Raw genomic sequence first — 25,632 nt, 5'->3', positions numbered from 1 at the left:
TATTGTTTGTTATATTGCGCTAACCTTTAGTATCACTTTTACGTTTAAAGCCGTAATAAAGGATGCATGAGACGTTAACCATATGCAGTACTTTACCTTATCTGTTTTATTGCCTGGTGGTTATATCCCATTGCTTTCGTTTTTACACCTATTAAAATTCAGCAATGAAAAAACACTTATTTACACTTTTATTTATTGTGGCGGCGTCTTTTGCCGCAAACGCTCAAATTGGTACCGGCCGGTATTACACCGGCGGTAGCCTTAATTACAATTACGATGGGTATGGCTACACCAACACCTATTCGTTCGCGGCCGGAACTACGGTTTATACCAATCATAGTATATCTAACCTGCAAATTAACCCCGATTTTGGGATGTTCCTGTCAAAAAACTGGACTATTGGCATCCAGCCCGGTTACTCGCGCACGGGAGGTACCGAAACATCTGTTTACACCGCATTAGCAGGTACCGGTACCACCAGTTACAGGTATGATCATAAATACCACACCGAAGCGCTTTCGTTAGGTATCCATTTCAGGTACTATTGCATGCTGAATGACAGGATTGGCATATTCCCGCAGTTTGGCGTTACCGAGGCCAATGATATCAACAACTTTAATTCGGGCTCGATAAGTATTGGCGGTAACCCCAATATCGTGTTTTTTGCCACAAAAAAGCTGGCCGTAAATCTTGGTTTTGGTAACATACTGTATACCCATGATTATCAAACCAAAGCCAATTCATTCAACATTGGGCTGAATACCAATATTGGTTTTGGTGTAAATTATTACTGGGGGAAACAGTAGGGCTGGGTTGAAGGTTAGTGTGAAGCCCGGAGTCGAAACTCTTAAGTTGTGTCTGCCCTAAGCGAAGTTAAAGGTGGGGCGGACATTAATAAGCAAAGGGCAGTAGATACAGATATTTAGCCCTTCCACTCGAACCCCGCACCTCGCACCCCGTCCCCAGACCCCATTGTAAAAATCTTATATCAGTAAATAAATACTTTGGCAATTCATCCTGTGTTCATAAAAAATGCTTTTTTTAGTAGCTTGAATAATTATTTCAGTATTTTTAGTTAATGCGGCCAATCCGGATAGTTTTTATAGCCTTTGTTTTATTATGCCCCTTGTTTGTTTTGGCGCAGTCCGCTACTATCACCGGTAAGGTAGTGCATGGCGAAAGTAAATCGCCATTGGCCAATGCCAGCGTGTTTTTAAATAACGCTACTTACGGTACCTCAACCGCCGAAGATGGCACATTTACCCTATCGGGTGTCAAGCCTGGCCAGTATGAATTAATTGTTACCGTAGTGGGGTACGAAGACTATGCACAAACAGTGCAGGTAGGTAACGTGCCTTTAAAACTCGACATATCGCTCACCCAAAAAGTACTCATGCTGCGCGAAGTGGTAATAAGCAGTAATGCCGATTGGAAAAAGAACTATGAACAATTCAGGAGGGAGTTTATTGGTACTACCGAGAACTCTAAATTATGCAAGGTGCTTAACCCGCGCGTTCTTAACCTTAATTACCACCGTAGCAAGCAGCGGCTGGAGGCAGATGCCGACGAGTTTTTAGTGGTTGAGAACAGGGCGTTGGGCTATCGCACCAAATATTTATTGAAAAACTACGTAAGCGATGCTATTGAGCATACCATACAATACTCGGGCAGGGCCTTGTTTGAAAACCTGCCGGGATCTGCCGAGCAAAAAAAAGTGTGGAAACATAAACGCGAGGAAGCTTACTACGGCTCGCCCCAGCATTTTTTCAGGTCATTATATAAAGATAAGCTAAAGGAAGAGGGTTTTGAAGCCCACGACTTTACCCGAGCCCTGAACCACGAACGGCCACCCGAAGAACTGATACAGCAAAAAATAAAAAGGTATAAAGAAACCAACCGCGACTCGGTTATGCACTGGTATAAACTCAGCAACCTTACCAAATGGAGCGATGAAAATGTGGTGAAGATTCCATATCAGTCAATGGAGATTTTGCGCAGCACGCCCGAGGCCGGGATTTATGCCATCGCCTTTCCGCATTTTTTGTACGTAGTATATACTAAAAAACACGAGCTTACCGAATTTAAAGATGTTTACCGCCCGCTGGATATGGAAAACTTTGAAACCAGTATAATCACCCTGTATGGTAGTTATGCTTTGTTTGATAACAACGGCACCGTAATATCAAACCCGGCCCCGCTTTACGAAGGCACCTGGTCAAAAGCCAAACTATGCGATTTGCTGCCCGTTGATTACGAGCCGGGGGACTGATTAGTTCATTGGTTCACTTGTTCATTAGTATTGACTGTTGGTATATTACAACCTTCAGCCGGCGAAAAACTTACAAAGTATTTAAAACTTCGTAAGTCTATTGTGGACGACTGTTTTTGTCCGCTATGCCCGCGTTCCAATGAACCAATGAACCAATTAAACCACTTTTCCTTTATCCAGCGTTAAAACCTTATCAACACTGTTTGGGATTTCATGCTGATAGTGGGTTACGTATATCATGGTTACGTTGCTTAGTTTGCAAATGGTATCTATGATGTTTTTAAAATGAAGCTGCTGATGGTCGTCCATGCCCTGGCAGGGTTCATCAAAAATAAGTAGTGAAGGGTTTTTCACTAATGCACGGGCAAGTAAACATAGACGTTGTGCACTTGCGGGTATATTTTTTAAAAGCGTTCGGGCATATTGCTCTATTTCAAGCGTTTTCATCCATTGTAGGGCTATGGCAGCCATTTGTTTGTTGCTTGGTCTGAATAATCCAAGGGTATCGTAGTACCCCGACTCTACTACCTGAAGGCAGCTGTTATCGGTAGGGAAATATTGATGCAGCTCCGGCGATACAAAACCTATTTTCTTTTTAATATCCCAGATGCTTTCTCCGGTTCCGCGTTTTTTATCAAATAAAATAATGTGGTTGGCGTAGGCTTGCGGATTATCACCATTTATTAAGCTGAGTAGTGTTGATTTGCCCGCGCCGTTTGGGCCAAGCAGCGCCCAACGGTCGCCTGTTTTAATTTCCCAGTTCACATCATCCAGTACTACCTTATCGGCGTATTGGATGTGCACCTTTTCCATTTTAACAATATGGTTGTAGGTTACCCGCGGTTTATCTGGGTTTAAAAGTATGTTAAGTGCCGTTATATCAATGCTGTCGGCAACATCGGCCATAAACTCTTCCGGCCTAAAATCGATCCTGGTAGTTTCATGAATAATTGCCCCGTTTTGCAATACGGCTACATGGGTAATTCCTTCCGGAATTTCATGGGCGGGCGTGGCGATAATTAAATTGATGCCAGATGCAGTAATTTGGCTGATGATGCCATTAAACTCCTGTCTTGTTTTTACATCAAGGCCGGTTAACGGATTGTCGAGTAATAATAATGCCGGGTTTTTAAGTAAGGCAGCGGCTAACATCAGGCGTTTTGTCTCGCCGTTTGATAGTTTTATTAATTCCTTATCCTGCAGATAATCAAGGTTCAATAAAATCATAACCTTATCTAAGGTCCAATATCCGTCAACAGTTTCGCTGGTGATGTTGTTTAAATAATGGTTTACGGTAAGGGCGTCCTCCGAGTCGGACGAGTTATAACGCTGCTGATAGTAAAAGTCGGAAGTATTTGATAGGTTACGGAAGTGGTGCCTGGGCTCTACAATGGCAATTAATTTTGTTTTAATGCTAATGCCATTTGCTGGCAGGCTTTCGCCATCATGTACGCTTTCAAAGTTATAAGCGATGGAGCCGCCTGTTATATTAAAGCGGCCTGCAATGGTTTGTAATAAGGCACTTTTGCCCGAGCCGCTTGATCCTACAAGTGCCCAATTTTCGCCTTTGTTTATTTTAAATGTAAGATCTCTGAACAGTGTGCTGTTTAAAAATCTTACGGTGGCATTGTTTATAGAAAAAATAGCTTTACTCATGGCTGCTTTTAAAGCGGGCAAAATTAACCATCTGCCCGAAAAAGCACTTAAGTATAGTGATAATTATTATGAGTAATTTTTAAGCTTAGGCAGTTTTCTTAAGACTTTGGTTAGGTGCAATATTGGCGTTGCTCTTGTTTAGCCTGTTCCAGCCTTCTATATTTACCATTTCGCCTTTAACAAAATTATTGCATTTTTTATTTGGACAGGCAACAATCCAATTTTTTTTTGATTGTTCAACTTGAGGCCTTGTGCCACATTTAATGCAATTTTCGCATTGAATGTTTGATTGTATTTGAAAAGTCATGATAATATATAGTTATAAATAGATAATTCAAAATTATGATAATGTTGCGGGACCACCAAAAATTTAGCAAAAACCTGCACTATAAGTATGTTAATACTTAATGTTTGTTGTAGCCGAAATGTTGTTGACGCTTTCTTCTCAAGATAATATCCACAATAAACGTTCCGTTTTTTAAATTGTTTGTTGATTAGTACATATTTGATGGGTTAACAGATAAATAAAAAGCGTGTTGTGGATTGCTCCTTCAATTAAAGGCAATTATTGGGTGTTTATCCAATTAATATATAGCCGGATATGTCGAACCAGGCGTATGGTTTACTATACATTTTGAGTTAAATTTAGGCATTTGGAAACTGCGGGGTAATAAAACGCTGTACGCAAAAAAAGGCCTGATTCTTGCGCTGGCTAAACCGCGACGGCAAAATGCGGTCACTACACTTCATCAACTCAAAATATTATTATGAAAAAGATTCATTTGCTGCTGATCGCACTGGCCATGCTTACTTTAAATAGTTGCTCGGTTATTACGGGCATATTTAAGGCTGGTGCTATCGTGGGCGTCATTGCTGTTATTGTTGTTATTTTGGTTATCGTTTGGCTAATTTCATTATTCAGGAAGTAATATGTTGATATTTCGTATAGAGATATTTATTAATTATTTAATTAAACAATTTAATTTTTAATGAGTTGTAATTGTATAAAAACATAATTTATCATGGAAAATACACAAGCAACAGCAGAAGTTTTAAATGACCTGGTTCAGATTAACAACGACAGGATAAAGGGTTATGAACGAGCCCTTAAAGAATTAAAAGATGGCGAAACTGATTTAAGGATGCTTTTTTTAAGCTTAATTGATGCAAGCAACCGTTATAAGAATGAATTGGGAAAAGAGGTTGAAGTTTTAGGAAAAGATATTGATACAGGTACTTCAACCGGTGGTAAAATACATCGCGCCTGGCTCGACGTGAAAGCCGCTTTTACCGCCCATGACACGCACGATATTTTAGAAGAATGTGAGTTTGGCGAAGACGCTATTGTAAAAGCTTACCGCGACGCATTGGCCGAAGAATATATTCCCGGATTTTTACGTGACCTGGTAACCAGGCAACATGACGAAATTTTGGATGCCCATGACGAAATCAAAGCATTACGCGATAGTGTTCATTAATCAAGTAGCAAGTAATTAGTATCAAGCCTGATGTTTCCCAGATAAAAAAATCTTGATACCTGATACTTACGACTTGATACTATAAAAAAACGCCTTCGAAAATCGGAGGCGTTTTTTTAGAAATCTAAAAAAAGTAAGATTACATTTTTTTAGCAGTGTCTTTCTTAGTAGTGTCAGCTTTAGCAGTGTCCATTTTAGTGGTATCTTTCTTGGCAGTGTCCATTTTAGCAGTGTCCATTTTAGCGGTATCTGTACCTGAAGCAGAACCAGAACCTTTACAAGCTGCAAATGAAGTAGCGATAGCTAAGGCAACTAAGCCTAATTTGAATGAATTTTTCATGTTCAATTTTTTAATGAGTGATTTAATAGTTTTTTGGTTAATACCGGAAATAAAAAAAGGTAACCCATAATTTTAAAATAAAATTACAGATCACCTCTTTTATTGCAAAAAAACTAATAAATCTATAAAAAGGCATGAAGGTTTATACTTCAGCCAGTTTAAAGGCTTAATAATTATTTTTTAGCTGTATCTTTTTTTACAGAGTCAACTTTAGCTGCACCAGCTTTAGCAGTTGAATCAGTTGCTACAGTTGAATCTTTTTTCACTGAATCAACTTTTGCTGAATCTGCTTTTGCTGAATCAACAGGGGTAGATGAACCAGCACCTTTACAAGCTGCAAATGAAGTAGCGATAGCTAAGGCAACTAAACCTAATTTGAATGAATTTTTCATGTTTTGAGTTTTATGAGTTTTAATAATTTTTTGATCGTTCGGTAGTTAATACAATTAATGATAAAAGGTAACCCATGATTTTAAAAAAAAATATTGGTTACCTTTTATCAAAAAAAACTATTAAACCATTAAAAGAACAACAAGTAGTACCTTGGCTCTTTTTATAGCGCGACAGCAGTCAGTTATTTTTTAACTGTGTCTTTTTTTACTGTATCAACTTTGGTTGAATCAGTTTTAACTGTAGAATCAATTTTAACTGTAGAGTCAACTTTAACGGTAGTATCACCACCTTCTTTTTTAGCATTACCATTACAAGCAGCGAAAGAAGCAGCAAGAACTAAAGCAACAAAGCTGGTTTTTAATAAGTTTTTCATCGTTGTGTGTTTTAAAATGTTAGTATTTTTAATCGTTTACTGTTGTTAATACACTTTTATGAAAAAGGTAACCCATTAAATTAATTAAAAATAAAATTTTTACTTTTTTGGTTATTTTCAAAGTGGTAATAGCAAGTTTGGTTGCCACTTTTTTTTTGCAGATTTGCCCCTATGCTATAATTTACCTTAGGGGGTTACCTTATTTGCTTTTATAGTATTAACAGTTGAAGAGAATCACTTGAAGAAAATCAAGAATTGAGAGTCAAGTATCCGGGCGGTAATTAAACGTTCCCTTTTTTATCAGATTCAACGCTTTTCATTTAGTCTTGATTCTTGACTCTTAACTCTTGATTCTTTTTTTTACAACGTTGGGTTACATTTTGGCATAAACAGTATTAATAGTGAGTAAAGACTTAAAAGCTTCGGCACCAACAGATAGCGAAATAGTTCTTGGGATACTTAACAATTCGGAAATAGTACTAAAAAGACTATATACAACCTATTTCCCGATGATATTACAGTTAATTATCAACAATAACGGAAACGAGGATGATGCCAAGGATATATACCAGGAAGCTATCATTGTTCTTTATAACAAGATAAAATCGGGCGAGTTTGAGTTAAGCAGTAAGCTTAAAACATACATTTACTCGGTTTGCCGCAGGCTTTGGCTTAAAAGGTTAAGCCAGATGAACAGGTACGGGGGCGATATCAGGGATTTTGAAGAGTACCTGCCTGTTGATGACGAGGTTGAAAAACATAATGACCGGGATATACAGTTTAATAAAATGGAGGCGGCCCTTCAGTTGTTAGGCGAACCCTGTAAAACTATTATGGAAGATTTTTATATACATAACAGATCGATGCAGGAGATTTGTGAACGTTTTGGGTACACCAATGCCGATAATGCCAAAACGCAAAAGTATAAATGCCTGCAAAGGCTGAAAAAGTTATTTTTTCAGCAGAAGTAAAAGGAGTGTAAAGAGATGAGCGAGAACCTTATTCTGGAATTGATTGACAGGTACCTAAACGGCGATATGACCGCCGGTGAGCGTGCCGAATTTGAGACATTGCGTAAAAACGACGCGAATGTTGACAGCAAGGTAATAGAGCATAAACTATTTGTAGGGCTGATTAAACAATACGGCGAACGCGTTGAACTGGAAAAGCGACTGGATGCTATTCATAGTGAAATTGATGTACATACACTGAAAGAAGAGCTTTTAATTAAGCCCAACTGGATAGTAAATATGTGGAGGCACCACCATTCAAAAATATCGGTAGCTGCGTCGATAGCCATTTTTGCAATATTGAGCACTTTGTTTTTTACAGGTAAGCTTAACAGTCATCAATCTAACTATGAAAAGTTAAGCGATGAAATAGGCAAAATAAAAAAATCACAGGCGACACTGGAGGGTAAAACCAGTGGTTTGTTAAAAGATATGAAAGGCCGTAAAACAAATACAAGTCCCGGTAAATACAGGGGTACTGGTTTTGCACTTTCATCCAACGGCTATATAGCAACAGATTTTCACGTGATTGATGGTGCCGATTCGGTATATGTTCAAAATGCGGCTGGGGAATCATTCCATGCTAAAGTGATTTATACAGAACCACAATATGATATAGCTGTATTGCAGATAAACGACCCTGCATTTAAAGACCTTGGAAATGTGCCTTACAATTTTAAGAAATCATTAAGTGATTTGGGCGAAGATGTTTATACATTCGGTTATCCAAGCGGCGAAGAGAATTATGGCCCAGGTTCGTTAACAGCGAGAAATGGCCACTCCGGCGATACAACAGAATATCAGGTATCTATTCCCGTTAATCCGGGTAATAGCGGTGGCCCATTGTTAGATGGTAAAGGCAACGTTGTTGGTATTATAAGCGGCAGGCAGCCCGAGATGGCTGGTGCAGGTTTTGCAAAAAAATCGGCTTATTTGTTAAAAGCTATCCAAAATATACCGTCCGATTCATTGAGTAAAGATTTAACGTTAAGTACTAAAAATACACTGGCAGGGTTAAGTCGGCCGCAACAAGTCAAAAAGCTAAAAAACTATGTGTTCATGGTTAAAGCTTATTAATAACGCCCAATTCCAATAAAAATTAATAATTAAAAGGAGATACCGTAAGGTGTCTCTTTTTTGATTAAAGACCTTTTCTGAACCGGGATTCGTCGGATTTTGGATTTTATTTGTTGTCTGAACTCGAATTAAGCGAATTTTTAGAATTTCTCTAATTGGCTTATTAAATTTTGTAAATTCAGGTTCAGACAATTTGCGTTAGGGATTGGCGCGGATACCGGCCGTGCGAGGGGAAAGAGCACAGGCTGCGGCTAAGGCCTGTGCAGTATGAGCAAAAAGCCCGGCCGCAGGCAACGCCACTAAAAGTAGCAAGTAGTTAGTATCAAGTATCAAGACAGTTGCGTCTGCTACCTATCCACCTCACCTAACACAAAATCTATCGATCCTACAATGGCAATCAAATCGGCAATCAGTACGCCTTTTGAAATTTCGGGCAGTACGGAGAGGTTGTTAAAGCTTGGCCCGCGGGCTTTTACACGGGTGGGGATTTCGGATTTGCCGTCGGCTACAAAGTAAAAACCCAGTTCGCCTTTGGCGCCTTCGCAACGTACGTAATAATCCTGCGCTTTGGGAATGGTTTTGCGGGGCATTTTGGCGCGCGGGTCAAAATCGGGTGTGCGTTTCAATTCTTTTTGCAGGCGGTCGAGGCATTGCTCTACAATTCTTACAGATTGTTCAATCTCATCAACACGCACTTTGTAACGGTCCCAGCAATCGCCTACTTTGCCCATCAGCCCGGTACCTATGGGGATCTCGAAATCAAGCTCGGGATAGGCCGAATAATTATCAATGCGGCGCAAATCCCATTTAAGGCCCGATGCCCGTAGCATAGGGCCGCTGCAACCGTAGTTGATGGCTACATCTAAAGGCAGTACGCCAACATTTGCCGTGCGCGATATAAATACCTGGTTATCGGTCAGCAGTTGGTTAAGCTCCACCATTTTGGGTTTAAAATACTCCACAAAATCGCGGCAACGTTCTTCAAAGCCAACCGGCAGGTCATAAAAAAGGCCACCAACCCAGATGTAATTATATAGCATGCGCGAGCCCGAAGCCCACTCCAGCATGCCCATAATATGCTCCCTATCCCTAAAGCACCATAAAAAAGGGGTAAAAGCGCCAATATCTATACCGTAGGTGCCAATAGCTATCAGGTGCGATGCAATGCGGTTAAGCTCGCAAACCAGTACGCGGATGTATTCGATGCGTTTAGGTATGTCTTTATCGATGCCCATCATCCGTTCAACCCCCATCACAAAAGCGTGGCTGTTGTTCATAGATGCCAGGTAATCAAGCCTGTCGGTAAACGGGATGGTTTGCTGATAGGTTAATGATTCGGCATGTTTTTCAAAACAGCGGTGCAGGTAACCAATATGCGGTATTACTTCCTTTACAATTTCGCCATCGGTTATCAGTTCCAAACGCAAAACGCCATGGGTAGATGGATGCTGTGGGCCCATATTGAGCACCATATCCTCTACACTGGCATCGGCTATTTTTTTATTGTAATTAAGAAGCGCTTCTTCGTATTTTGAATTAGTGATAACCAATGTTGCGTGCTGTTTTGTTGTTGTCAAAAATCAGTATTTTTTTCGTTTATCGGGCTAAAATGATGTAAAATTAAGTAAAACGCCATTTGAAAATTTAAAATGACGAATAAAGTCGCACAAAGAGGCTAAGGCGCAAACAGGAAAAAATGAAGTGCTTTGTACAGTGGTATCTTTGTGCGAAAAGCAGCCGGTTTGCTTTTTACGCAAAGATAACACGCAAAATACATCAATTGTCCAGCAGTCGGCGATGATAGTTTATCTGCCCCAAATGGTAGCCTAAGTGCATGGCCAGGTGCACAAAAAAGTATTCGGTAGATGCATCTTTTAAGAATATCTCGGCTGGGTATTTTTCAGTCAACTGATGGTCTGACATCATATTGAAGGTTTTTTCAATCGTGATGATCGTTTTTTCTATTTTATCTACCAGTTCTGCGCGTGGCACATTTTTCAGCGCAAATTCATCTTCCCGGTTTCGCTCATAACCGGTTTTACCAAATTCTGCGCCGATGTATGTATTCAGGTTGCCCACCAAATGTAAACAGAGGTTACCCGCAGAATTCAGAATATTCTTTTCAATAAGCCATAACTTTTCCTCGTTTTGGTAAGCTTCTATCTCGTGCTTTAACTTTTCAAGGTCACGGATTATCAGTTTTTTCAGCGTATCTTTTAGCATATACCTGGTATGGCGTGGTGAAGTTTTTACTAAAGAAATCTTTAGGTTTAATAATGCAAGATATTTATTTGCAGCTGCCTGCCGAAATTATCAATTCAAAGTTTTTCTATTTTTTTTCGGTTTAGCTCCGTTGAATACATTGAATTTCTGGTGTTTTAAATTAGAATTCTGAATTCTTGAACTAAAGTAGCCGGGTTTAAAAATAGTTTAGGCTTTTTTACCTCAGGCTGTCACCCTGTAATTATAATTTTATAGTTTTATGGCGAATTATTCCCTGCATAAATAATTCAAAACTTAAAGTATTTAATCACTAATCAAAAAATGAAAAAAGTAATTCTTGTAACAGGGGCATCATCCGGTTTAGGTTTGGCTACCGCAACAGCACTTGCTGCCCAGGGCCACACTGTTTATGGTACCACGCGCGATATTAAACGCATAAGCGGCGTATCATTTATGCCTTTACAAATGGATGTTACCGATGACGCATCTGTAAACGGGGCCATTGCAACCATTATTAAAGCCGATGGCAAGATTGATGTTTTGGTTAATAATGCAGGTAACGGCATTACAGGCCCGCTTTATGCCATGCCGGTTGATGCCGCTAAAAAGCAGTTTGAAGTTAACTTTTTTGGCGTAGTGCGTGTAAGCAGTGCCGTTTTACCGGGTATGATTGAGAAGGGGCAGGGCCTGGTTATTAATATAGGTTCATTGGCCGGGCTGTTTGGCCTGCCTTACCAGGGCTTATACAGCGCATCAAAATTCGCGATAGAAGGCTACTCCGAAAGCCTGCGTATGGAATTGCAAAATACAGGTGTTAAGGTATCGGTAGTAAATCCCGGTGATTTTAAAACCGACTTTACCGGCAACCGCGAAAAATTACCGTTCACACTTAAAAATGATAAACTGAAAGCTGAGTTTGACGCAGCCGTTGCCGCCATGGAAAAAGATGAAAGCATTGGTGCCGCACCTTCAAAACTGGCAGCACAAATTGTTAAAATAGTAGGCAAATCAAAACCTGCCCATAGTTATCTGGTGGGTGCCATTGGCCAAACCATTGTACCTACCCTGAAGGCCATTTTACCCGGCCCCATCTTTGTAAAATTAATGAACGACCATTACGGGATTAAGTAGGTTGGTGAGTGGCTGATTTAATTTGAGAATTTGAAGATTTGAGAATTTGAAAATGCTTTTTTTTCAATTCTGTTTATTCCTTAATTCTGAAAATTCTGATTCGGAATATTAGCCACTCTCCATCGACGCCTTACCAAAACAATGCAAGAAAAAAACAACAAAAAAACCATCTGGGGATGGGCTATGTTCGATTGGGCCAACCAATCATATAATATGGTAATCACCTCTACCATATTCCCGGCTTATTACGTGGGGATTACGCAGTATAAAAACCCGGGAGGCATGGTTACCTTTTTTGGCCACAAGTATGTAAATACGGTGTTGTCAAACTATATCCTCGGGCTATCGTACCTCATCATTGTAGCGCTATTGCCAATTTTAACTTCCATAGCCGATTACAAGGGCCACAAAAAACTGTACATGCAACTGTTTACCTGGCTTGGGGTACTTGCCTGCTTTGGCTTGTACTTTTTTGACATGAAGACCTTTGAGTTTGGGATGATATGTTTTGGGCTGGCCTCTGTGGGGTATTGTGGTGGCTTTGTATTTTATAACTCCTACCTGCCGCAAATAGCCACCATTGATAAGCAGGATGCTGTAAGCGCCAAAGGCTTTATTTATGGCTTTGCAGGCAGCATTGTGGTGCAGGTACTTTGTTTGGTGTTTGTGCAATGGCATGCCTGGTTTGGGATGACAGAAGACAAATCGGCGCAGCTTTCTTTTCTGATAGTTGCCCTATGGTGGATAGGCTTCTCGCTTATTCCATTTTACATTTTACCCAAGGGGACGCCAAATGCAGGATCGCATGAGTATAACGTGGTTACCGGTGGCTTTAAGGAGTTGGCTAAGGTTTTCAAAAAAGTTAAACAGCTGCCCCTACTAAAACGATTTTTGCCGGCATTCTTCTTCTATTCGGTAGGGGTGCAAACCATTTTGCTGGTGGCCGCCAATTTTGCTGCCAAAGAGCTTAAAATGCCCGATGATGCATTGATAGGCATAATACTGGTTATCCAGGTGGTGGCCATCATTGGCGCTGCAATAACCGCTAAAGCATCAGAAAAATACGGCAACGTTAAAGCCCTATCGGTTATAGTAGGACTGTGGTGCGTAATATGCGCTTGCGTGTACTTTATTGCAAACGCAAACCAGTTTTATGTTGCCGCCGTTTTTGTTGGCCTGGTTATGGGGGCGGTACAGTCGTTATCGCGTTCAACCTATTCTAAATACATACCGCCAAACATTCCCGATACCGCATCGTATTTCAGCTTTTATGATGTTACCGAAAAATTATCAATTGTGGTAGGTTTGTTCACCTTCGGCTTTGTAGAAGGCTTGACAGGCGAAATGCGTGATTCGGCGCTGGTACTGGACGGCTTTTTTGCTATCGGGTTTGTTTTACTGATCACGCTGTTGCTATTTGAACGCAAAGTGAAAGCTGCGGAAGCGCTGGCATAATCATAATCAGAATTTTTCACCTTTTGTTTGTTTTTAAGAGGTGTTCAAGAAGGCTACGCTGTTTACAGAATTTAAGAGTTAACAGGATGAAAGCTGCTATGGCAAATTCTGCACATTCTTAAATTCTGAAAATTTTGATTCAGAAAAAAAATCCTGTTAATCCTGCAAAATCCTTAAATCCTGTTCAATAAATAAGCCCGTTGAATTGCTTCAGCGGGCTCCTCACTATAACTATTTCCCCCTCAGAAAATGATGTGATAAGGTCGTATATTTTCTAATTACTCAGTGTTTATAGTTTATGATGGGTTTGTTTAAACAAACATAGCTTATATATAAGGTTTATGAAATACCCCGAAGTAGGTATTTATGAGAAATAATACCGGCTAATTGGGGTTCGGCAGTTCTGTTGCACTGATTTTGATAATTAGAGATTGAAAAGACACAGCATCTGCCAAAACTGAGTACATTTGCGGTTTGTTAAGTAAAAGTAATGGCTAAAGTTTCTATCAACCTGGCAACAGGCTCGCTGCAAAAAGAAGATATCATAGTAGGTATCGATCTGGGTACTACCAATTCGCTGGTGGCTTTTATTAATCCCGATAAGCAACCCCATGTTATCAACGATACAGGTAAAGGTGTTTTGGTACCTTCGGTAGTCCATTTTGGGCCTGCAGGCGATATTTTGGTAGGTAATGAGGCTAAAGAATATTTGATAACCGATCCGCAGAATACCGTTTTTTCGGTAAAACGCTTATTGGGGCGCAGCTATCATGATATCGAAAATTATAAAGATTTTTTCTCGTACAAGGTTATTGATGATGATACCGAGAGCCTGGTTAAAATTAAAGTAGGCGATAAATTTTACACACCTATTGAACTATCGGCCCTGATACTAAAAGAGTTAAAGGCCCGTGCAGAGCATGCGCTTAAAACGCCTGTTAACCGTGCGGTAATAACGGTTCCGGCTTATTTTAATGATTCGCAGCGGCAGGCTACCCGCGATGCCGGTAAACTGGCCGGGTTAGATGTTTTACGTATTGTGAACGAGCCAACGGCAGCAAGTTTGGCCTATGGCATTGGGCTCGATCCCGAAGAAGTAAAAACCATTGCCGTGTATGACCTGGGCGGCGGTACGTTTGATGTATCGATACTGCAAATCCAGAACGGGATTTTTGAGGTATTGGCAACCAATGGCGATACTTTTTTAGGCGGCGATGATTTTGACCGCATTATTGTTGATTACTGGATTGAAAAAAATAGCCTGGATAAAGCCGGAATAATAGCCAATAACGAGCTTGCCCAACAATTGCGCCTTAAGGCAGAGGAAGCCAAGAAAGCATTTGCCCACCAAAGCCTGTTTAACGAAAAAATAGGCGAGATATGGTGTACGCTGGATAGGAATACGTTTGAAGAACTGATTATGCCCAAGGTACAGCAAACCATTACCAGTTGCCAAAACGCGCTTAAAGATGCCAAACTGAGCATAGCAGAGATTGATGAAGTGATCATGGTTGGCGGATCAACCCGCACAGCCCTGGTTAAGAAAATGGTGGCCGAATTTTTTAACCGCCCGGTACATGATGATGTTAACCCCGATGAGGTGGTTGCATTAGGTGCAGCTATACAAGCCGATATACTGGCCGGTAATCGTAAAGATATCTTATTGCTTGATGTTACACCATTGTCCCTCGGTATCGAAACCATGGGTGGCCTGATGGATGTCATTATTCCACGTAACAGCAAGGTGCCTACCAAAGGCGGCAGGCAATACACCACATCAATAGACGGGCAGGTAAACATGAAAATTGCCGTTTACCAGGGAGAACGCGACCTGATCAAAGAAAACCGCAAGCTGGCCGAGTTTAACCTGAAAGGCATCCCGAGTATGCCAGCTGGCTTCCCGAAAGTAGATATCAACTTTTTGCTGAATGCCGATGGCATCCTGACCATACAGGCTATTGAATTACGCAGCGGCGTTAAGCAGGAGGTAGAGGTAAAACCCACCTACGGCATTACCGACGAACAGGTAGAGCAAATGCTATTGGATAGCATTACCCACGCTAAAGACGATGTAACTGAACGTATGCTCATAGAAGCACGTACTGAAGGCGAGCAGATGGTTTATACCGTGGAGCGGTTTTTGCAAAAGAATGGCAGCTATGTATCGGCAGCGGAAACTGAACAAACAATCAGTTATATAGCCGCTTTAAAAAATGCTATTGCTACGGGGGATAAAGACCTCATTTTGAAAAATATAGACGAAGTAAACGAATTTACCAGGCCCTTTGCCGAACGTTTAATGGATCAGGCAATTAGCACTGCAATGCGTGGCAAAAGTATTGAATAACATACAGAACGAAACTTTATAGATGAGAAGAATTACAGCAATACTTACATTTTTGGCCCTTGCGGCTGTTTTTTTACAAGGTTCATTTAATAAAGTTTATGCAGCCGGTGTTGTACTCCGAAATGCAAAAGACACCACAAAAAATATTGCCGCCCTTGATACCGTTCGTTATGATTCCTTAATGAAGCGGATGGCCAATGGCGATAAAACCGGGCGTTGGCCGGTAAAAAACGCACCATTGCCATTACCCGGGGCTATTTTGCCTTTTAACCGTGTAGTAGCTTATTACGGTAATATGTACTCCAAAAATATGGGGGTTTTAGGCGAGTACGAGCCTAAAGTAATGATGGACAAACTAAAAGCCGAATGCGAGGCTTGGGAAAAGGCCGATACCCTTACGCCAGTAATACCCGCCCTGCATTACATTTGTGTAACTGCCCAGGCCGATGCCGGCCGCAATGGCTTGCATAACCTAAGGATGCCTTTTAGCCAGATAGATAAAGTAATAGCGATGGCAAAAACCATGAATGCGCTGGTATTCCTTGATCTGCAGGTTGGTTTCAGCACCGTACAAACCGAGATTCCCAAACTCGAAAAATATTTGCTGATGCCCAATGTACATTTAGGTATCGACCCGGAATTTAGCATGAAGGAGGGGAGTGTGCCGGGTAAACGCATTGGTACATTTGATGCCGACGATATTAACTATGTATCCAAATACCTGGCTGGCCTGGTGAGGAAAAATAACCTGCCGCCTAAAATTTTTATCATCCACCGCTTTACCAAACGCATGGTAACCAATTACAAAGACATCAAACTAAGCAGCGAAGTTCAGTTGGTGATGGATATGGACGGCTGGGGCGGCCCCGACCTTAAAAAAGGAACCTATAAATACTTTATTGCTGCCGAGCCTGTACAATTTACCGGCTTCAAGCTGTTTTATAAAAACGATATCAAAAACGGTCCTAAACGGATGCTTACACCTAAAGAGGTTTTGGCACTGAAACCGAGCCCTGTTTATATACAGTATCAGTAAAAATAGAATCAAGAATTAAGAGTCAAGAATCAAGACAGGATTTTTTTGATTAGCTGCCGCGAGGTTTCACCTCGTGGTGAACCATGGTTTCAGCTTTCAGCTGAAGCAACTAAAATGCCAAAATAAATACTGATAAAGTTATATATCATCCTGCCCTGGGAGATGTTTTGTCATTCTGCTTATTCTTTAATTCTGTAAACGGCGCAGCCTTCTTGAACACCTCTTAAAAGCGAACAAAAGGTGAAAAATTCTGATTCAGACAGTTGCGATAGGGATAAAAGCGGATACCGGCCTGTGAATAAGGCCTGTGCAGTATGAGCGGTTAGCCCGGGCCGAAGGCATCGTCCTTACCACTAAAGCTTCATTCTTTTATTGATGTTTATATTAAGCGTATGCGTTATATGCTTTTCAAAATTATATATTAGCCTACCTAAATAATCATAATGAAACCGTTTTGTAAATATCTTTTGATCCTTTTTATTGTTTTGGCCGGGAAAATATCTTCGGCCCAGAATATGGCAGCGGTAAATACTATGCTGAGCAGGCAAAGTATGCAGATGAACATGCAAATGCAAATGAATATGATGAACATGATGATGCTGAACCGGGCTGATTTTAACTTCAAACACACGTTTTTTGCAACTATGAAAGATGGCAGCCGTAAGGAGATAAACTCACGGATATTAACCGACGAAACCACGCATAAAACTTACCTGCTTTATGTAGATAAGAGCCTGCCAAAGAGTGATTCGAACAGGAACCAAAAGATTTACCCTGATCAAACTGTCAGTATCGAACGTGGCCTTGGCGTGATATCCAATCCAAGGTCAGCTTTTCAAAATACCGAGCCCGAGAAGTTTTTTAAAGGTATTGCTAAAGATAGCTGCTGGATGTTTAAGGTGGTATCGGGCGATATCAATGTATATTCGTTCCTGAGCGAAGAAACGGGGCAGTATTTTTATGAGAGCACAATTGTTGGTATTCAGTTGCATGATGACGGCCCCATAGTAAAATGCACAGAGGAGAACTTAAAACAGATGGTAGGGAATGATATTGATGCCCTGGAAAATATTCAACGGAAAAATTACTTCAAGGCAATAAAAAAATATAACCGTAACAGAAGGAAAGAGGCTGAAAAGGCAGCGGGGAAATAGCTAATAGGCAACCGTTTGAGCCCAAAGAATAAAATCACTAAAAAAAGCGCCTCAGTTCAAGGCGCCCTTTTTATGTAATAACAAACTTTTACAATTTGTCGATGGCTTCCTGCTCTCTTAGCGCGGTAATGTTATTTTTATCGCTGTAGCTTTCGGTTTGGCTGGCAAAGTCTTGCAGGATGCTGGCAATGGTGTCCAGGTTATCGGCAACACGCTGGTGCATGTCGGGCAAATCTTTTTCCAGGCGTTTATCGCCAAGGTCAATGTTATCTACTTCTATTTTAGCCAGTTTGGTGATGATTGCCTGCTGGCTGTTTTTTAAGTCTTCCAGTTCATGGACAATTTTCTCCATCAGTCCGAATTTCTTTAGCTTATCCATAAGTTGTGTTTTTTAATTGTTATATCTACTCAACCTCAAATAACAAAAATTGTTTACCATTTGGATATTTGATATATAACTAATAATTTAGTTTAAAATAACTAATGTGTTAGTTGATATGAAGAATATAATAATCTGCCTGTTGTTGATGTGCTTAATAAAACCTGCCATTGCCCAGCAAACCACCGCTGCAAGTGATGCCTTGCTGTTAGATTACTACCAAAGCCAGCGATTTGCCGAGGCTGCCGACCTGTTAAAGAAAACCTATCCCGAACCTGTAACCGATATAAAAATACTGGGCAAACTGGCCTACACATCGCAAATGGCCGGCAAGCTGCCTGATGCCGAGGGGTATTATCAACGCATGTATGTTATAGATTCTACCAGTAAGGCGGTGCTTTATAGCCTGGGTTCTATCAACTTAAGGCGGGGTAATAATGTTAAAGCGTTAATGTACTACCAGGTATTGGCTCAAAAAGATTCAACCAATTTTTATGTTTTTAAACAGTTGGCAAAAATTAGCCAGGATAAAAACGACCTGGATAAGATGACCATGTACCTGCAAAAAGCCAATAAGCTAAACCCTGCCGATGCCGATGTGGCATCGGACCTAAGCGATTTGTACGTAAATCTAAAACTTAACACACAGGCCGAAAAGGTGCTGGACGGGGCCATAAGTGAGGATCCAGAAAATATTGTGCTGTTGCAAAGCCTGCTGAAACTTTCATACGCCGAAAGGAAATATGATGTGGTAAAAAACGCCTGTCTGAAACTGATAGCGGCGGGGGCCGATAATGGTTTGGTATTAACTAAACTGGAATCGGCCTATTACAACCTGAAGCAATATGAATGCAGTATAGATGCTTTTAAACGGATCCCGGAAGTAAGCCAATCAGAAACCAGCTATTATATTGCCGCGCTGGCTTATAAAGAACTCAAAGATCAGCCTATGGCGATTGAAAACCTGGGCAAGGCTATTGAAGCAGGCATATCGCCCAATATAAGTGATTATTACACCGAAATGGCCGATAGCTACGATGTACGGAAAAAATACAAAGCAGCGATAGCGGCCTATGAAAAAGCCCTTCAATTTGATGAGAAGCCTATAATTTATTACCTGATGGCTACGATGTACGATGGATCGCTCAAGAACAAAAAAATGGCCATTAAGTACTACAAAAAATTCATGACCAGTAAACCAACCGGTAAACAGCAAAAGTATGTAAGTTATGCCATGGCGAGGGTTACAGAGTTATCGCGGTAGGGGGCATTATTAAAATAACCGAATGTCATTTCGACGAACCGGAAGGGGATTGAGCGCAGGGGGGAGGAGAAATCTTGTACGATGTGCATCAAACCACGCTATAGTGATGCAGGGTGTATAAGATTTCTCACTCGTACCTCGTTTCGAAATGACATTTTCTTTTCTTAATACTTACCTATTCATCAACCGTGCCACGTACTTACCTATGATATCAAACTCCAGGTTCACTACTGAGCCTTCGCGCACGTTGTGGAGGTTGGTGTGCTCGAAGGTGTAGGGGATAATGGCTACCGAGAAGCTATTGGCCTGCGAATTGACAACGGTAAGGCTGATGCCATTTACACAGATCGAGCCCTTCTCGACAGTTACATTGCCGGTGGCGGCATCATATTCAAAGGTATATTCCCAACTGCCGTCAAGTTCTTTAAATGCAGTACAAACGGCGGTTTGGTCAACATGGCCCTGTACAATGTGGCCATCCAGGCGGGCATTCATTTGCATGCAGCGTTCCAGGTTTACCGGTTCGCCAATTTTAAGGTGCGACAGGCTGGTTTTATTCAGCGTTTCTTCAATGGCGGTAACCACATGCAGTCCGTCGGCTACGGCCACTACCGTTAGGCAAACGCCGTTATGCGCTACCGACTGATCGATTTTTAACTCGTGCGCAATGGCCGATGCAACCGTGATATGTAAATTACCCTGATCCTGTTTCAGATCGGTTATTTTTCCTAAAGTTTCTATAATGCCTGTAAACATAAGCGAAGCCCCCTAACCCCCTGAAGGGGAATTTTTTTGATTGACAAAGCTATAATTATACAGCGGTTTGTTTGTCAGTGTAAAATGAATTTATTTGGATGTATGATGTTTAACGCAGGAGCCATAGCGAACAGCCAATAATTCACAAAAATTAAGGAGAATTTCGCCAGTGTAATACCTGCAAAACAGTATAGAAACTGCTTTTATTTACATGGTAAACAGTACAAATTTACATGCTTCCTTTTATATATAAAAACGACCTTTTATTCACACATAAATAGGTAAAAACAAGATACTTATTTGATACTTTTCAGTAATAAATGTGCTATTTATTGATACAAAAATTACATTTATTCACACAAAAATAAAATGAAATTTTTTTTCGCGAAAGTTCAGAAAAAGCTGCCTTAAAAATCGGGGGTTTTAAAATTTAAAACTGCCAGGTTCGCCGCTGATCCGTCCTTGTGGTTATGGGGTAAATTAAACCAGGCCACAAATCATTGTAAATGGTTAATCATAAAATCCGTCGTCAACTATTTATTTAAAATTGCTGGCTACATCCAGCCGCTTGTTGCGGAGGTCTTTACCACTTTCGATAACCGATTTCAGGTTGGCCAGGTAAAATGTCCAGCCTACCTGGCATTGCACAAAAAGGTTTTTTGACGGATTATCTTCCTGGGGAATGTTTTCCTGGGTTAATTCAACAACAGTTAATCCATACTTGCTTTGAATATCAACGGTAACAATACTACCACCCGAGAAAGTGAACTTTAGCAAATCGGAGCCATTGTTTTCAAGTACCTGTCCGTTCTCTACGGCGGTATCATCATAGCCATGCCAGTACCAGGAATAGGTATCTTCTTTTTTGATAAACTCGTCGGGTTCGCGCAGGCGGCCTGCAATGGCATAAAAATCGGCCTTGCGTAAAAACCATTTTTCAAGACCGGCCGAAGTGGACCATGCCTCATAAATGCTGCGTACATCGATGTCAAAATCCGCAGTAATTTTAAATTTACTCCATCTTTCGTCTGCCATGGGTTTAATTATTTTAGGTTGTAGTTGGATATAAAAATAACAATATTACTTTACGCTTGTATAATAAAAAACTGAAAGCTTAAGGCGGAAAGCCGAAAGCTACAAACCCTTAAAAAATATGCCCAAGCAAAGTGCCGGAGTGCTGCTTTACCGTAAACTGAACAATGTGTTACAGGTTTTCCTGGTCCATCCGGGCGGCCCGTTCTGGAAAAATAAGGACGATGGCGCGTGGTCAATCCCGAAAGGCGAATATGAGAGCGATGAAGATCCGCTTGCAGCCGCCAAGCGCGAGTTTTACGAAGAAACCGGCCAATATATCGATGGAGAATTTATAGCCCTGAAACCCATCAAACAAAAGAGCGGCAAAATAGTGCTGGCATGGTTGATTGAAGGAGATATAGATGCCGCCAACATTAGGAGCAATTTATTTGAATTAGAATGGCCACCAAAATCGGGCAAAATGCAGCCGTTTCCCGAGGTGGATAGGGCAGGGTGGTTTACAGTTGACGAGGCGAAGGTAAAGATGAATGCGGGGCAGGTGGGGTTGGTGGAGGAGTTGGCGCAGGTAGTGAATAAATAAATCGCCACGCCCGTTAAAACCGGCGGATTCCGAAGGATTAAATGGCGTCTATCGCATGGAGGCTAAGACTCACCCGGCGAGGCTGCGCCCGCCACCCTCTCTTCACCTGCGGTGTAAAGAGGGGCTTGAAAGTGGTTTTCAGGCATTACAGATAGATATTCAACTGTTCAACCTCCTTTTTGAATTTGTCATAAAGGCTATAACAGTCTAATTTATTTATACTTAAATTTTAAGGTCCCTCTTTCCGGCGAAGCCGAAGAGAGGGTGGCGGGCGAAGCCTCGCCGGGTGAGTCTTAGCCAGCGTTCAAACCCAATGTTTTCACCCTTCGTCAAACAATTTTCACCTTTTGCCCTTATCCTTTTACCTTTCGCCTCAAATATTTAACTTAGTACAATGAAGTTTTTCAAATACATTCCCGCCGTTTTATTATTGATTACCATAGCATCATGTAAGCCCAAACCAAAGGCAGTAAATATCCCGGTTGTTGGTTTTGTTGATGCTTTTGAAGATGCAACAATATCCCAGGCCCGCACCGGCTTTACCGATGCCTTAAAAAAAGAGGGCTTTAGCGAAGACAAAAAAACGGTACAGATAGAGTACCGCAATGCCCAGGGAAATATCCCCACCCTTACCCAGATCACCAATTACTTTGTCTCCGAAAAGGTTGACCTGCTGGCTACCTGCACCACTTTGGCCACGGTAACAGCCCTGCAAAACACCAAAACCATTCCCGATTTTGCGATGGTATCGCCCGTACCCGAAAGGATGAAACTATTGAATGATAAAGGCGAGGCCCCTGTAAACCTGTTTGGTGCTTTGGAGGATCTTAATTATATCGACACGTCGTTCTCTATCATTCCCAAACTGCTGAAGCCTAAAGGGGCCAAATTGGTTATCGGGATGATTTATAATCAAGCTGAACCACAATCGGCAGATGCGCTTAACCGGATCAAATCATTGGCCGAAAAGCAGCATATAACTATTGTCGCCTTGCCGGTAAACACTTCGGCAGATGCCCAGCTGGTTACGCAGTCGTTGTTAAGCAAAAATATTGATGCCTTTTTTGCCAACCCCGATAACACTGTTTTTGCATCCTTTGAAACCATCCTGAAAAGTTGTAATGAAAAAAATGTCCCCATTTTTACCAGCGAAGCTGGTTTGGTACAACGCGGTGCTGTAGCCGCTTTTGGTGCCGATATTTACCAATGGGGATACCAGGCAGGCACCCAGGCTGCCCAGTACTTAAAAACACATAAAACCGACGGCCTGAAATGGGAAATGGTAAAAGTGAGGAAGCGGGTATACAATCCCGCTGTGGCAAAAAAATATAACATTACCGTACCATCAAGCTTCGAAGCTGTTAAATAATCACTTTACTGTAAATTAGCTTTCAGCTTTACGGATTAAGCTTTCAGCTCCAAAATATGGATTTTTACCTTACCGCTTTATTGCAGGGATTGTGCTTTTCGGCCATTGCGCTGGGAATTTATATCTCTATGAAGATTTTCAATATTCCCGATATCACCACCGATGGCAGTTACACTTTAGGCGGTGCTGTTACGGCTGTAATGCTAAGTCGCCATTTATCACCCTACCTTATTTTACCAACTGTGATTATAGCTGGCGGGCTTGCCGGAGCTTTAACGGGGCTTATTCATACCAAGCTAAAAATAAATGCTTTGCTGGCCGGCATCCTGGTCATGACTGCCTTGTACTCCGTCAACCTTACTATCATGGGCCGCTCCAATGTGCCGCTTATAGGTACGGCTTCGTTGTTCTCGCTTTTAAACATCGTGGCCGATCCTAACCAGAATACATTTATCCTGCTCTCGGTTTTTGTGGTAATAATAACCTTACTTATTGGCTACCTGCTCAAAACAGATTTCGGCATAGCCATGCGGGCTACCGGCAACAGCGAATCGATGATCCGTGCATTGGGTGTTAATACCGACAGGATGAAAATTACAGGCCTGGCTCTGGCCAATGCGCTTACGGCACTCAGCGGGTACCTCATCGTGCAGTTCCAGGGTTTCGCTGATATCAGTATGGGTATCGGGATAGTGATTGTAGGTTTAGGTTCGGTGATTATTGCCGAAACGCTCATCAACTGGTTTCGTATTACCAAAGTATGGGTTAGTTTGACCCTGGTTTTGGCAGGCGCGGTAATATTTCAGCTGGTGTTGGCTTTTGTATTGGCCATTGGTGTTGATGCCAATTTGCTTAAGCTGGTTACCGCCGCGTTTGTATTGTTAATTGTTAGTCTTCCCCGTTTATCATTCAATAAAGCCTCATGATAGCTATAAACAATGTACATAAGGTTTTTAATAAGGGAAAGGCCAACCAGGTAAACGCGGTTAATGGTATCACGCTCCAAATTAAAAGCCAGGAGTTTTTGGTGATAGTAGGCTCCAACGGATCGGGTAAAACCACGCTGCTCAATTTGGTTGCAGGCAGCGTTATGCCGGATAGCGGCACAATTACTATTGATGATAACGATGTAACCAAACTAGCCGACTATAAACGCAGCCAGTGGATAGCCCGTGTTTTTCAAAATCCAATGAGTGGCACAGCATCAGACCTCAGCATCCTGGATAACTTCCGCCTGGCAGCTATTCGTAACAGGCCTAAAGGATTATCTATCGGTATCAATGATAAATTTAAGCGCGAAGTAAAAGATAAGATTGCCACCCTGGGCATGGGGCTCGAAAATAAAATTGAGCAGTCCATGGGCACGCTCTCGGGCGGGCAAAGGCAGGCCCTTACGCTATTAATGAGTGTAATGGATAGCTGCAAGGTTTTACTGCTTGATGAACCTACGGCAGCGCTCGACCCCCGCTCGGCCGATGTAGTGATGCGCACTGCAGATAAGCTGATTAGCGATTTTAAACTAACCGCCATACTGATTACCCATAACTTAAAAGACGCCTACACCTATGGTGCACGAATAATACAAATGGGGGAGGGGCTGGTAATCAATGATTTAAGTCAAAAGGAAAAGGCCGCGTTAAAACAAAATGATCTTTTTGATTGGTTTGCTTAAAAACTGGCAAAGTAATTGTAATGGTATTAGTACAATGAAAAACAATAATTTTGAAAATATATTCGACGCCTACCAGTTGGTAGCCGGCGCAAAAATAAAAGGGAAACAACAAGACGAAATTTTTGAGCTTGGAGCCTATGATGCCCTTAAACGTGGCTATACCCTTTACCCGCTTGACCACGGCGTTAGATACGACGATTTTAGCGTACTGGTATCTGAAAGGGAACTGAAAAACAATTTTATGATTGAAGCCGGCAGAGGGAATACGGCTATTGCGGCGTAGGTGCCTATGATGTATTTGTCATGCCAGGTAGTTAAACGTGGCTTTGAATGGCTCATTGCAGTGCCTTAAAAGGCTATCGTTTATCCATATTTTTTAATAAAAGAAAAGATATAATTGCCAAAAATAGTTGGTAGAATATTTGTAATCGACTGTAATAAAGGAATATACATCAAGCAAATTGAAATCGGTTTCAATTTGCTTTTTTTGTTATATGAAATCGTCAAAAAAAGGCGTGTTTGACCTGTAAGAGCACGGATGTAATAAAGTGGGGCAAGCAGAATAAAAAACAGCGATATAAGTGTAAATCATGTGGGCAATTGTTTATTCGGCAGCACGCTGGTGTAAGAGATAA

At 41.3% G+C, this 25,632-nt stretch carries 28 protein-coding genes; 18 read left to right on the top strand and 10 right to left on the bottom strand.

Annotated features, from left to right (window positions below; all coding sequences use genetic code 11):
* Positions 1 to 164: 164 nt before the first annotated feature.
* Both AC1DU2_RS24230 and AC1DU2_RS24225 read left to right on the top strand, forming a co-directional pair.
* Positions 165 to 806 carry a hypothetical protein gene (locus AC1DU2_RS24230; protein WP_477362681.1) on the top strand — a complete coding sequence of 214 codons (642 nt, stop codon included), beginning with the start codon at positions 165 to 167 and terminating at the stop codon, positions 804 to 806.
* Between the two features lie 272 nt (positions 807 to 1,078).
* On the top strand, positions 1,079 to 2,269 hold the full coding sequence (locus AC1DU2_RS24225) for a carboxypeptidase-like regulatory domain-containing protein (RefSeq protein WP_477387554.1): 1,191 nt from the start codon (positions 1,079 to 1,081) through the stop codon (positions 2,267 to 2,269).
* Between the two features lie 156 nt (positions 2,270 to 2,425).
* Here the strand turns inward: AC1DU2_RS24225 and AC1DU2_RS24220 are convergent, their stop codons facing one another.
* Both AC1DU2_RS24220 and AC1DU2_RS24215 read right to left on the bottom strand, forming a co-directional pair.
* Positions 2,426 to 3,925, bottom strand: coding sequence for an ATP-binding cassette domain-containing protein (locus AC1DU2_RS24220; RefSeq protein ID WP_477387552.1), 1,500 nt, complete (start codon positions 3,923 to 3,925; stop codon positions 2,426 to 2,428).
* A gap of 85 nt (positions 3,926 to 4,010) precedes the next feature.
* Positions 4,011 to 4,232 (bottom strand): hypothetical protein, encoded by a 222-nt coding sequence (locus tag AC1DU2_RS24215; protein WP_477362675.1) that lies wholly within the window; start codon positions 4,230 to 4,232, stop codon positions 4,011 to 4,013.
* Between the two features lie 460 nt (positions 4,233 to 4,692).
* Between AC1DU2_RS24215 and AC1DU2_RS24210 the strand changes: the two genes are divergently transcribed.
* Entirely contained in the window at positions 4,693 to 4,854 is a 162-nt protein-coding gene (locus AC1DU2_RS24210) for a hypothetical protein (protein ID WP_477387550.1), read from the top strand.
* 93 nt (positions 4,855 to 4,947) lie between these two features.
* A complete protein-coding gene (locus AC1DU2_RS24205; protein ID WP_477362671.1) occupies positions 4,948 to 5,403 on the top strand; it encodes a PA2169 family four-helix-bundle protein in 456 nt (151 codons plus the stop codon).
* A gap of 139 nt (positions 5,404 to 5,542) precedes the next feature.
* On the opposite strand, the gene AC1DU2_RS24200 is transcribed toward AC1DU2_RS24205, so the two are convergent.
* The 3 genes from AC1DU2_RS24200 to AC1DU2_RS24190 all read right to left on the bottom strand — a co-directional run bounded on the left by AC1DU2_RS24200 (position 5,543) and on the right by AC1DU2_RS24190 (position 6,509).
* Positions 5,543 to 5,743, bottom strand: a complete 201-nt coding sequence (locus tag AC1DU2_RS24200; protein WP_477362669.1) for a hypothetical protein — start codon at positions 5,741 to 5,743, stop codon at positions 5,543 to 5,545.
* A gap of 173 nt (positions 5,744 to 5,916) precedes the next feature.
* A complete protein-coding gene (locus AC1DU2_RS24195) occupies positions 5,917 to 6,135 on the bottom strand; it encodes a hypothetical protein (RefSeq protein ID WP_477361342.1) in 219 nt (72 codons plus the stop codon).
* A gap of 182 nt (positions 6,136 to 6,317) precedes the next feature.
* The gene (locus AC1DU2_RS24190; protein WP_477387548.1) at positions 6,318 to 6,509 is read right to left on the bottom strand and encodes a hypothetical protein; all 192 of its coding nucleotides are present in this window, start codon (positions 6,507 to 6,509) and stop codon (positions 6,318 to 6,320) included.
* A 401-nt stretch (positions 6,510 to 6,910) separates the two neighbouring features.
* On the opposite strand from AC1DU2_RS24190, the gene AC1DU2_RS24185 reads away from it, so the two are divergent.
* Both AC1DU2_RS24185 and AC1DU2_RS24180 read left to right on the top strand, forming a co-directional pair.
* Positions 6,911 to 7,480 (top strand): RNA polymerase sigma factor, encoded by a 570-nt coding sequence (locus tag AC1DU2_RS24185; RefSeq protein WP_477361346.1) that lies wholly within the window; start codon positions 6,911 to 6,913, stop codon positions 7,478 to 7,480.
* Positions 7,481 to 7,495: 15 nt separating this feature from the next.
* Complete coding sequence (locus AC1DU2_RS24180; RefSeq protein WP_477387546.1) at positions 7,496 to 8,596, top strand: S1C family serine protease; 1,101 nt, start codon at positions 7,496 to 7,498, stop codon at positions 8,594 to 8,596.
* A gap of 347 nt (positions 8,597 to 8,943) precedes the next feature.
* On the opposite strand, the gene AC1DU2_RS24175 is transcribed toward AC1DU2_RS24180, so the two are convergent.
* Together AC1DU2_RS24175 and AC1DU2_RS24170 are read right to left on the bottom strand one after the other, a co-directional pair.
* Positions 8,944 to 10,140, bottom strand: a complete 1,197-nt coding sequence (locus AC1DU2_RS24175) for an NADH-quinone oxidoreductase subunit D (RefSeq protein ID WP_477387631.1) — start codon at positions 10,138 to 10,140, stop codon at positions 8,944 to 8,946.
* A gap of 232 nt (positions 10,141 to 10,372) precedes the next feature.
* Positions 10,373 to 10,819, bottom strand: coding sequence for a DUF1572 family protein (locus tag AC1DU2_RS24170; RefSeq protein WP_477361350.1), 447 nt, complete (start codon positions 10,817 to 10,819; stop codon positions 10,373 to 10,375).
* A 321-nt stretch (positions 10,820 to 11,140) separates the two neighbouring features.
* Between AC1DU2_RS24170 and AC1DU2_RS24165 the strand changes: the two genes are divergently transcribed.
* The 5 genes from AC1DU2_RS24165 to AC1DU2_RS24145 all read left to right on the top strand — a co-directional run bounded on the left by AC1DU2_RS24165 (position 11,141) and on the right by AC1DU2_RS24145 (position 17,942).
* Positions 11,141 to 11,950 carry an SDR family oxidoreductase gene (locus tag AC1DU2_RS24165; RefSeq protein WP_477387544.1) on the top strand — a complete coding sequence of 270 codons (810 nt, stop codon included), beginning with the start codon at positions 11,141 to 11,143 and terminating at the stop codon, positions 11,948 to 11,950.
* Positions 11,951 to 12,091: 141 nt separating this feature from the next.
* Positions 12,092 to 13,405, top strand: coding sequence for an MFS transporter (locus tag AC1DU2_RS24160; RefSeq protein ID WP_477387542.1), 1,314 nt, complete (start codon positions 12,092 to 12,094; stop codon positions 13,403 to 13,405).
* Positions 13,406 to 13,895: 490 nt separating this feature from the next.
* Positions 13,896 to 15,752: a Fe-S protein assembly chaperone HscA gene (gene hscA, locus AC1DU2_RS24155; RefSeq protein ID WP_477387540.1), complete on the top strand. Its 1,857-nt coding sequence runs from the start codon at positions 13,896 to 13,898 to the stop codon at positions 15,750 to 15,752.
* A gap of 22 nt (positions 15,753 to 15,774) precedes the next feature.
* Positions 15,775 to 16,788, top strand: a complete 1,014-nt coding sequence (locus AC1DU2_RS24150; RefSeq protein ID WP_477387538.1) for a hypothetical protein — start codon at positions 15,775 to 15,777, stop codon at positions 16,786 to 16,788.
* A gap of 443 nt (positions 16,789 to 17,231) precedes the next feature.
* Positions 17,232 to 17,942: a hypothetical protein gene (locus AC1DU2_RS24145; protein ID WP_477387536.1), complete on the top strand. Its 711-nt coding sequence runs from the start codon at positions 17,232 to 17,234 to the stop codon at positions 17,940 to 17,942.
* 88 nt (positions 17,943 to 18,030) lie between these two features.
* On the opposite strand, the gene AC1DU2_RS24140 is transcribed toward AC1DU2_RS24145, so the two are convergent.
* Positions 18,031 to 18,321: a hypothetical protein gene (locus tag AC1DU2_RS24140; RefSeq protein WP_477361362.1), complete on the bottom strand. Its 291-nt coding sequence runs from the start codon at positions 18,319 to 18,321 to the stop codon at positions 18,031 to 18,033.
* A gap of 118 nt (positions 18,322 to 18,439) precedes the next feature.
* Between AC1DU2_RS24140 and AC1DU2_RS24135 the strand changes: the two genes are divergently transcribed.
* Positions 18,440 to 19,585, top strand: a complete 1,146-nt coding sequence (locus AC1DU2_RS24135; protein WP_477387534.1) for a tetratricopeptide repeat protein — start codon at positions 18,440 to 18,442, stop codon at positions 19,583 to 19,585.
* Positions 19,586 to 19,756: 171 nt separating this feature from the next.
* On the opposite strand, the gene AC1DU2_RS24130 is transcribed toward AC1DU2_RS24135, so the two are convergent.
* Positions 19,757 to 20,341, bottom strand: coding sequence for a riboflavin synthase (locus tag AC1DU2_RS24130; protein ID WP_477387532.1), 585 nt, complete (start codon positions 20,339 to 20,341; stop codon positions 19,757 to 19,759).
* A 537-nt stretch (positions 20,342 to 20,878) separates the two neighbouring features.
* The gene (locus tag AC1DU2_RS24125; protein WP_477387530.1) at positions 20,879 to 21,376 is read right to left on the bottom strand and encodes an SRPBCC family protein; all 498 of its coding nucleotides are present in this window, start codon (positions 21,374 to 21,376) and stop codon (positions 20,879 to 20,881) included.
* A gap of 118 nt (positions 21,377 to 21,494) precedes the next feature.
* On the opposite strand from AC1DU2_RS24125, the gene AC1DU2_RS24120 reads away from it, so the two are divergent.
* From AC1DU2_RS24120 to AC1DU2_RS24095, 6 genes are all read left to right on the top strand, one after another.
* Complete coding sequence (locus AC1DU2_RS24120; RefSeq protein WP_477361370.1) at positions 21,495 to 21,956, top strand: NUDIX hydrolase; 462 nt, start codon at positions 21,495 to 21,497, stop codon at positions 21,954 to 21,956.
* 394 nt (positions 21,957 to 22,350) lie between these two features.
* Positions 22,351 to 23,325 carry an ABC transporter substrate-binding protein gene (locus AC1DU2_RS24115; RefSeq protein ID WP_477387528.1) on the top strand — a complete coding sequence of 325 codons (975 nt, stop codon included), beginning with the start codon at positions 22,351 to 22,353 and terminating at the stop codon, positions 23,323 to 23,325.
* A 56-nt stretch (positions 23,326 to 23,381) separates the two neighbouring features.
* Positions 23,382 to 24,251 (top strand): ABC transporter permease, encoded by an 870-nt coding sequence (locus tag AC1DU2_RS24110; protein WP_477387526.1) that lies wholly within the window; start codon positions 23,382 to 23,384, stop codon positions 24,249 to 24,251.
* On the top strand, positions 24,248 to 24,997 hold the full coding sequence (locus AC1DU2_RS24105) for an ABC transporter ATP-binding protein (RefSeq protein ID WP_477387524.1): 750 nt from the start codon (positions 24,248 to 24,250) through the stop codon (positions 24,995 to 24,997). Before AC1DU2_RS24110 ends, AC1DU2_RS24105 begins: the two co-directional genes overlap by 4 nt.
* 34 nt (positions 24,998 to 25,031) lie before the next feature.
* The gene (locus AC1DU2_RS24100) at positions 25,032 to 25,280 is read left to right on the top strand and encodes a hypothetical protein (RefSeq protein ID WP_477387522.1); all 249 of its coding nucleotides are present in this window, start codon (positions 25,032 to 25,034) and stop codon (positions 25,278 to 25,280) included.
* Positions 25,281 to 25,516: 236 nt separating this feature from the next.
* Positions 25,517 to 25,632: IS1/IS1595 family N-terminal zinc-binding domain-containing protein (locus AC1DU2_RS24095; RefSeq protein WP_477387629.1), on the top strand; the 116-nt coding region annotated here is incomplete at its 3' end.

The organism is Mucilaginibacter sp. P4_C11 (assembly GCF_056402115.1).
The sequence above is the reverse complement of the archived record's forward strand: the minus strand, read 5'-3'. Positions and strand labels throughout refer to the sequence as shown.